General features: G+C 41.4%; 8 protein-coding genes and 1 pseudogene. 3 read left to right on the forward strand and 6 right to left on the reverse strand.

What is annotated here, in order from left to right; genetic code table 11:
- The 3 genes from ACH2DQ_RS28215 to ACH2DQ_RS28225 form a co-directional block, all read right to left on the reverse strand.
- The coding region (locus ACH2DQ_RS28215) for an adenine deaminase (RefSeq protein ID WP_395028742.1) at positions 1-1,419 on the reverse strand (1,419 nt) is incomplete at its 3' end.
- 15 nt (positions 1,420-1,434) lie between these two features.
- Positions 1,435-2,817 carry an NCS2 family permease gene (locus ACH2DQ_RS28220; protein WP_394911835.1) on the reverse strand — a complete coding sequence of 461 codons (1,383 nt, stop codon included), beginning with the start codon at positions 2,815-2,817 and terminating at the stop codon, positions 1,435-1,437.
- Between the two features lie 84 nt (positions 2,818-2,901).
- Positions 2,902-3,660 (reverse strand): GntR family transcriptional regulator, encoded by a 759-nt coding sequence (locus tag ACH2DQ_RS28225; RefSeq protein WP_394911834.1) that lies wholly within the window; start codon positions 3,658-3,660, stop codon positions 2,902-2,904.
- A gap of 553 nt (positions 3,661-4,213) precedes the next feature.
- Here ACH2DQ_RS28225 and ACH2DQ_RS28230 point away from each other — a divergent pair.
- The 3 genes and pseudogenes from ACH2DQ_RS28230 to ACH2DQ_RS28240 form a co-directional block, all read left to right on the forward strand.
- Positions 4,214-5,173 carry a tRNA-dihydrouridine synthase gene (locus ACH2DQ_RS28230; protein ID WP_394911833.1) on the forward strand — a complete coding sequence of 320 codons (960 nt, stop codon included), beginning with the start codon at positions 4,214-4,216 and terminating at the stop codon, positions 5,171-5,173.
- Positions 5,174-5,319: 146 nt separating this feature from the next.
- Positions 5,320-6,378 (forward strand): tyrosine-type recombinase/integrase, encoded by a 1,059-nt coding sequence (locus ACH2DQ_RS28235; protein WP_394911832.1) that lies wholly within the window; start codon positions 5,320-5,322, stop codon positions 6,376-6,378.
- A 41-nt stretch (positions 6,379-6,419) separates the two neighbouring features.
- A pseudogene (locus ACH2DQ_RS28240) lies at positions 6,420-6,938 on the forward strand (helix-turn-helix transcriptional regulator); the annotation flags it as partial.
- Positions 6,939-7,017: 79 nt separating this feature from the next.
- Here the strand turns inward: ACH2DQ_RS28240 and ACH2DQ_RS28245 are convergent.
- From ACH2DQ_RS28245 to ACH2DQ_RS28255, 3 genes are all read right to left on the reverse strand, one after another.
- Positions 7,018-8,196 (reverse strand): MalY/PatB family protein, encoded by a 1,179-nt coding sequence (locus ACH2DQ_RS28245; RefSeq protein WP_394911831.1) that lies wholly within the window; start codon positions 8,194-8,196, stop codon positions 7,018-7,020.
- A gap of 33 nt (positions 8,197-8,229) precedes the next feature.
- Positions 8,230-8,847, reverse strand: a complete 618-nt coding sequence (locus ACH2DQ_RS28250; RefSeq protein WP_394911830.1) for a LysE family translocator — start codon at positions 8,845-8,847, stop codon at positions 8,230-8,232.
- Positions 8,848-8,872: 25 nt separating this feature from the next.
- A partial coding sequence (locus ACH2DQ_RS28255) for a cyclophilin-like fold protein (protein WP_395028743.1) occupies positions 8,873-9,130 on the reverse strand: 258 nt, incomplete at its 5' end.

A 9,130-nucleotide genomic window follows, 5' to 3' on the forward strand; every position in this document is an offset into this window, starting at 1 on the left:
GTGTGACATGGAATATGCCAGAGCGCCATTTTTCAGTTCAAATCCATGTACAAATCCCATGCCGATATCGCCTGATTTTCCATAACGCTCTACTACAGCCAGTTTTAAAATATCACGTTCTGTATCCGAAATAATTTCTCCTTCCCGGACTGGCAAAATGTCGATCAGTTCTTTATTGATTATCTGGCTGGGAATTAAATCAATCACACGAACATTTGCCTGAGTACCATTGGATTTTGCCTTAAAGGAAAAGGATTCTTCCGTAACCGGTTTTTTCAAAATCACGGTATTTTTAATCCACTCCGGATATTCGGTTACCTTGCATTCCTTTAGAAGCGCATTGTCTTCTGCAACTATTTTTCCTTCAAAAATGACAACTGAGGGTTTAATATTTGTAATATCACTGACAATTTGTATATCAGCAAGCCTTCCTGGCGTGATACTTCCTACTTCATCTTCCATTCGGAAATGTTTTGCTGCGTAAATAGTAGCCATTTTAATTGCTTCAACAGGGGGGATTCCCAGTGCTATTGCACGGTTGACATTATAATTAATATGTCCTTCCTGCTGGATCTCTCTGGCGTGTTTATCATCGGTGCAGAACATGAGGTTTTCCAGTGGAATTTGCTCCTTTACAGCACCTTTTATCAATTCCTCTACGTTTCGTTCACTGCTGCCTTCGCGGATCAGAACCTTCATGCCCACACGGAGTCTGGCAAGCATTTCTTCTGCGTTCACACATTCATGGTCATCGGAAATACCGGAACTGGCATATACATTGAGTTCCTGGCCTAATCTTCCGATTGCATGTCCATTCACAATTTTTCTCTGTGCAAGTGTGTCAGCAACTTTATGGATGTATTCTTCTTTGACAAATAAGATTTTGGATGGATCCAGTTCACCCAGACTGATACTCTCCTCCCATTCCATAATCTTCTTTACTTCTTTTTCACCAAGGATGGCGCCGGTTGTTTCTAAGCCCGGAGCGGTGGGAACTCTGGAAGATACTTCAATAAGCATGCGGTAAGGCAGGCGGTCCATAGACACTAACATCTCCCTTAAGCCCTCTTCCCCTGCTACATTGGCGATTTCCATAAGGTCTGCACATAAGGTGGTGGTACCCTGGGGAACGACCACCGAGGCCAATGCTTCCGGAGACAGCATGGTTGACTCAAAGTGCATATGAGTATCAATAAATCCCGGTATGGCATATTTGCCGCTGCAATCCAGACATTCTTTTGCTTCAAGACCGGCATTTGGTTCAATGGAAATGATCCGTTTATTTTTGATGTATATATCTGTCCTGTATATTTCGTTGGTATATACATTAACAAGACAGACATCTTTTAGTTTCAGATCACAGAGATATTTTCCAAGACCTGTTTCAATGGTATTTTTTATTTCTTCAAATGTACGCATAGCGTTCCTCCTGATTTATAAAATAATGTCCAGTACGAGATAAATAACGAACAGGACAGTCAGTACTTTTACGGTACCGGTCAATTCTTTAGACTTTCCGGCTGCGATTTTACCTACGGTGTAACCAATCATACCAAACAGAATACCATATGCGATATTATAGGAAAATGGCATAAATGCAACGGTTAAAAATACCGGAAGTGCGATGGATATATCCTTCAGATCAATACTGCGAAGGGGTTCTATCATAAAAATACCTACCATAACAAGGGCAGGTGCCGTCGCTATAGATGGAACCATTAAAAATACCGGAGAGAAAAACAGTGCCAGAAGAAACAGTACTCCTGTCACACAGGCAGTCATACCGGTACGTCCGCCTTCGGCAATACCTGTGGTACTTTCCGCACCGTAGATGGTAACGGTATTCGTACCAAGCAGCGCTCCGATAGCGGCGCCTCCGGCAGAGACGAATAATGCTTTTCCTGCACATGGAAGATTCCCGTCTTTGTCCAACAGCCCGGCTTTGGAGGCAACGCCTAACAATACTCCGATGCTGTCAAATAAATCTACAAACAGGAAGCTGATAATTGCAAATATAACACCTAAGACGATCACCGGTGCACCGGTAAACATTCCCTTTATGGATAACTGGCCTAACGTTGGTGCCAGTGCTTTAACCGGATTGTCAAATGCAACAAGTGTATCCGGAAGCTGTGTGTATGATGTTCCAGTGAGTGGATTGGTTATAAAAATGCCGATCACGGTGATTCCAAGGATTCCAATGAGTATGCCGCCTTTAACCTGTTTGATGACAAGAACCGCCATGACGAAAATTCCGGCTAAAGCAAGCAGTGCACCCGGATTGGATAAATCACCTAATGTTAAAAGTGTATCTTTGGATGCGGTGATAATGCCTGCCTGATGCAGACCGGTAAATGCGATAAAAAAGCCTATACCGGCCCCCACGGATAATTTTATACATTCCGGCATGGCATCAACGATTTTTTGCTGCACCTTCAGGATGCTTAAAAGCATGAATGTAACACCTGATATAAAGACACAGGCAAGTGCATTTTGCCAGGTCAGACCCAGAGTATTTACAACGTAATAGGCAAAGTATGCGTTAAGACCCATTGCAGGTGCCAGTGCAAAGGGAAGATTTGCCCAGATTCCGATCCAGATACAGGCAATCGCTGAAGCCAAAGCAGTCGCCCAGAACACTGCTTTAGTGTCCATTCCGGCAGCAGACAGAATTGCCGGATTTACGGCTACTATGTACACACAAGTCAAAAAAGTTGTCAATCCTGCAACCATCTCGGTTCTGGCATTGGTACCCCGTTCCGATAAGTGAAAAATTTTCTCCAGCATAGGGATTTGTTTTTGTTTCCTCTCCATCATTTCTCTTTTCTCCTTAATTCATAATATGGGTAATATGGTATTACCTTTGCTTTTTCTATAAGAAAAGGCTATTCTAGAATAACCTTAATCTTTGTAAACATCTTTTACCCTAATCATATTAAAGCGTATGTAATCGGTGTTATAAAATTCTGTATCTAAAATAACCGGACGGTTATTCTGATCATAATTAATGCCATGAAAGCACAACACACTGCTGCACTCCATTTTTTCACTGCATCTGCTGTATTGTTTCATTTTTACCAAATCCATGGTTTCGATTTCAATCTTATCCCGCTTGATAATGCATCCTGCTTTATGTTTCAAGATATGAAAAATGGATAACTCGTTCAGTTCCTCTGATTCAGGATCCTGATTAAAATAATCGCAGGGAACTCTGTCAATACTGACAATTGCCGGATGTTGATCCGCAAAATAAAGTTTCTCCAGAAGATAATATGGAGTTCCTACGGGTATTTCCAGTTTTCTGCTCACTTCTCCATCGCTGAACAGCTTTTCAAACCGCTGTATTTCAAATTTTGCTTCGTAACCCGAATCCCGTATCAATTGGCGGAATTCCCCACCGGGCAATAAGCTGGTCTTAATTTGCAGAGCATCCGGATTAACGAATGTTCCTTTTCCGTGTATCCGCAGGATCAGTCCCTCTTTTTCCAGGTCATCCAGTGCCCGTCTGATCGTCACGCGGCTGACTGAAAAATTTTTCGCCATTTCATTCTCCGGCGGAAGCTTTGTTCCCAGTTTTGCGTCCATTCCACGGATGTATTTTATCAAATATGCCTTTACAGAATTGCTTAAATTAACCTTTTCCATTGGCAGTATTTCCATTTCACCCACATCCTTCCCATTAAAGGTATTACCTTATTACTTTTATCATATTTGACAGTAAACGTCAAGATATTTTCTAACCTGTCTCCATGAAAATAATAAGCTGGCTCTAAGTAAACACGAATCATGGCATTTTAGATGTTTCAATTCGTGTCATTCCATATATTGACATTTTTCGCGGTCTATATTAAACTGTGAGTATATTAACAACTGAGGTTAATATATTTGACTCATAGCCCGGATCCCACGTCTGGGCTATACCCGTATGAATAATAGGTATGATTAATATTCTTATTAATACAAAACTCTTTCCAGCAAGACCGAAATTGCTAACAAGACGGTATGATTAATATTCTTATTAATACAAAACCTCTCACAGCTGGTATACTTTGTAGGAGGATATTGTATGATTAATATGCTTATTATTAATACAGACCGATTCACAAATTGAAATCTCAGGTTGTCTTTCTATAATTCTTTGTATATAATGATCTAAAAGTAAATCCAAACTCAAACCCAAACTCAAACCCACACAATAACAGGAGAAGACAACATGCGCTACTATTTTGCCCCGATGGAAGGCATAACCGGGTATATTTATCGGAATGCCCATCATACATTTTTCCCAGGTGTAGATAAATATTTTACGCCATTTCTAGTACCGAACCAGAACCGGCGTTTCTCATACCGGGAGATGCAGGACATCATGCCGGAACATAATAATCAGATTCGTCTGGTTCCTCAGATTTTGACAAATCAGGCAGATGCATTTATCTGGACGGCGCTGGAATTAAAACAATTGGGATATAATGAAGTAAATCTGAATCTTGGCTGCCCATCCGGCACGGTAGTATCCAAAAAGAAAGGCTCCGGCTTTCTTGCCTTTCAGGATGAATTGGATCTGTTTCTGGATAAGGTATGCTCGGAACTGGATATGAAAATTTCGATTAAGACCAGAATCGGCAAAGACAGCCCGAAAGAATTTTCTGAACTTATTCAGATTTATAATAAATATCAATTGGAAGAACTGATTATTCACCCCAGAATCCAAAAAGATTATTACAAAAATTCGCCTGATCTGGAAGTATTTGGCACTGCTTTCGCATCATCCGTTAATCCGGTCTGCTATAATGGGGATCTGTTTACGGTTCATGACTATGAAAAATTTGTGGAACAATTTCCTGATATTCAGACAATTATGCTTGGCAGGGGGCTGCTGATGAATCCCGGTCTGTTACAAGGTATTGAAAATCACAAGCTGCTTAACAAAGACCGTTTTCTGCAATTTCATAATACGATATATCAGGGCTATCAGGAGACTATTTCCGGTGGTAAAAATGTTCTGTTTAAAATGAAAGAGCTTTGGTTTTATATGGGACGTATGTTTACGAATCCGGATAAATATCTTAAAAAAATAAAAAAGGCAGAAAAACTCATTGATTATGAAATGGCTGTTTCAAATCTATTCCGGGAACAGGAAATCATGGATAATATCACTGCTATTTCATTATAGTCTGTCTGAGATTGGCAACTGACAGGGGTCTATTGGAAAGTTATGCGGAAAAATATTTTGTTTAACCGCGTAACCTGGTATTTTTCACAGGTATGTGCTATAATCATTGTACTTTAGAATTAAAATAAAATTATTTTGGAGGGTACATGGCTAATCTTACATATAGAGATCAGGAAAAAATTATGAATACGGAGAAGCTGCGGGAAATGCTTCTGGAGCTGCCGCCCTATGTAAAGGATTTTTTTCGGGCGAAGGAGCCAACAACCAGTGATAAGACAAGAATTTCATATGCATATGATTTACGTGTATTTTTTCGCTTCTTACAGTCTACCAATCCTGTTCTGGCGGAGAAAAATTTAAAAGACATCAAACTGGATGATCTCTCACTGCTTCAACCAGTGGATTTTGAAGAATATCAGGAATATCTCAAAGCGTATACCACCAGTGAAAGCGGCTCATACGAGACAAATTCCAGAACAGGGATATCAAGGAAGATGTCAAGCATCCGAAGCTTTTTTGAATATTTGTGCAAAAGGCAGCTGGTTCCTGCTAATCCTGCCCGCATGGTGGATATGCCGAAACTCAGCGATAAAGCGATTATCCAGCTGGATCCGGATGAGGTGGCTAATCTGCTGGATCATATAGAGAACTGCGGCAATGAATTATCCGGTGTCCAGCTTTACCATTATAATAAGCATAAATACCGCGATCTGGCAATCATTACGCTTCTTCTGGGAACCGGGATACGTGTGTCCGAATGCGTGGGGCTTAATATTTCCGATGTGGATTTTAAAAATAACGGAATCCGTATTATACGAAAAGGTGGAAATGAGATGGTTGTTTATTTTGGATCAGAAGTGGAAAATGGTCTGAAGGATTATCTGGAATTATCCAGGAATTCCATTACACCAATTGCGGGACACGAAGATGCATTGTTTCTCTCCAACCTTAGAAAACGCATAAGCGTAGATGCGGTGGAAAAATTAGTAAAGAAATATAGTTCTGCAGTGACGGTTAAAACAATTACACCTCATAAACTCCGTTCTACTTACGGTACGGCGCTTTATCAGGAGACTGGGGATATTTATATTGTTGCTGATGTACTAGGGCATTCTGATGTAAATACAACTAAAAAACATTATGCGAAACTGAAGGATGAACGGCGGCGGGCTGCTTCTAAAGCGGTGAAGCTGCGGGAAAGATAACAATCTATCATAAATAAGAAATTATGAAAGGCGGGTATCAGATGAAAGTTGACAGGCTTATTAGCATTATTATGATACTTCTGGATAAAAAGCGGATTGGCGCACAGGAGTTAGCAGATATGTTTGAAGTTTCATCCCGCACAATTTACCGTGATATAGACGCAATCAACATGGCGGGGATACCTGTTCGATCAACATCGGGAGTGGGCGGAGGTTTTGAAATCATGCAGAACTATAAAGTCGACAGCAAAGTTTTTTCTACTGCCGACCTTTCTGCTATTTTGATGGGGCTTTCCAGTATTTCCAATATGATACAGGGGAATGAACTGGTAAATGACCTTGCGAAAGTCAAGAGTTTTATCCCCGCCGACAGAGCCAAAGACATTGAATTAAAAGCAAATCAAATAAGCATAGATTTAAGTCCGTGGATGGTTAACAGGAACATACAGCCATATTTAGAAATTATCAAAACAGCTTTGCAGGAAAGCAAGCTGCTTTCGTTTGAATATGCAGACCGTTTCGGAAAAACTGTGCGAACATCTGAGCCGTATCAGCTGATAAATGCGAGTGTTTAGAGCCGTTGCATATCCGTACAGAAATGAAGCGCAGACTACAGGATATAGCTGACTTATACAAAAACTAGTACTGCTCACACACCCATGTTTCATAAGCTTCCACACTGCTTTTCAACCGTTTGAGCCCATCTGCAAGCAGTTCTCGTGGACAAGCCAGATTCATACGTATAAATCCATTCCCATTGCCGAATTCTTGACCGTCAGAAAGATACAGACCGCTGTGTCTGTATATAAAACTGCAGAGTTCTGATGAATTTCCAATCATGTTCCTGCAGTCTATCCAAAGCAGATAGGTAGCTTTTGCAGAAACTGCAGATACTCCGGATATTTCCTTATTGATATAGTCTTCCGCAAATTTTCTGTTTTCCCAGAGATACGTTTTTAAAGCATCCAGCCACTGTCCCCCATAGGTAAATGCCGCAACCGGGGCGATAGCTGCGAATACATTTGGTTCTGCAGCCTCATCGGTATTCAGTCCCCTGCTGACTTTATGGCGCAGGTTAACCTCCGGCACAATTACTGCAGCCGTCTGGATTCCAGCCAGATTAAATGCTTTTGTAGGGGATACACAGGTAATACTGTAGAGTCGGCAGTTGTCAGATACGGATGCAAAGGGGGTATATTCTCGTCCCGGTTCGGTAAGATCGCAGTGTATTTCATCTGAAATCACAAGTACATGGTATTTGCTGCATAAATCACCTATTTTTTTAAGTTCTTCTCTACTCCAGATTCGACCAACCGGATTGTGGGGATTGGATAGAATCAACAGGGTTGTCTCAGGGAGGGCAAGCTTCTCTTCTAAATCAGCAAAATCAATTTGATAAGTACTGCCATCGTAAAGTAATCGGCTCTCAAGCACATTTCTCCCGTTATTTACGATGGAATTAAAAAATATATGGTATACCGGGGTCATGACTGCTACATTCTCACCAACGGTGGTAACTTTTCGGACAATGCTGGAAATGGCGGGTACTACTCCGGTGCAGAAGATCATCCACTCTTTTTTGATTTCAAATTTATGGCGTTTTTTCCACCATGACTGATATGCCTGATACCAATCATCGGTTATAGTTGTATAGCCAAATACGCCCTGTTCGGCTCTGGCAATAATGCTTTGTATAACCTCGGGAGCTGTCTGAAAATCCATGTCAGCCACCCACATGGGCAGTTTATTTTCCGGTACATTCCACTTCAATGAACCGGTGTTTCTGCGATCTATTTTATTATTAAACGAATAATCCATTTTATCTTTCCTCCTAATCTCCTGTACGTTTGTTTAACACATAAAAATTTTTTGAACTAACATCACGGAACCAAATAAAATTAAGATGATGCCTAATGTCCGGTTCATGATCGGGAGCCAATTATTTTTCGCTTTTTTCTTCAGCAGAACAACTGCACCGGAGAGCATTCCCCACCAGCAGTACGTCCCCCAAAATACGCCAGTAACTAGCCCCATTCCCTCGGCCAGCCTGCATTGCCCATGTATCCCAAGCAAGGAAAAGGCAAACAGAAAAGTAAGAATGGCTGCCGGATTCATGATACCCACTGCAAATGAGGAAACGAACATCCGGATGCCTCCGGGAGAATCCGTGGTATTCTGCGTCCCGCCATTTTTTGACAGCAGCATGCGGATACCCATTCCCAGTATCAGACAGCCACCTGCCAGATTGATGATGCTTTGATACCGAAGTAAAAAGTCGGATATCAGGGTCAATCCAAATACACCGATACAGGCGTAAACACAGTCTGAAACAGAAGAACCAAGACCTGTTAACAATCCTGCTTTCATGCCATAAACTAAGGTTCTCTGTGCTGTCATTGCTCCAACTGCGCCAAAGGGCATACCAAAGAGGAGGCCAATAAGAATCCCCTTTATAATAAAACTGCTCATCTGTTCATCTCCTTTTTCGTCCTGTTTATTTATGGGATAAGCTGCTTTTATCTAACTCTCCGTTTATGGTATTGATCTGTATTTCTCCAGACAGGGATTCAATCCGGTCAGCACCCGACACTGCTTCTCCAAGTTCATACAATCCGCCTGCACCATCAAATGCTCCATAAAAGAGAACCACATCACCCCAAGGCGCATAGTATGCAAGTGTTCCGGAGGAGCCCCTGGCGAGGGGAGTATCATTCGTATTCAGTTCATTAGGGGGATAGAAGATTTTCTCATT

The organism is Robinsoniella sp., from assembly GCF_034124845.1.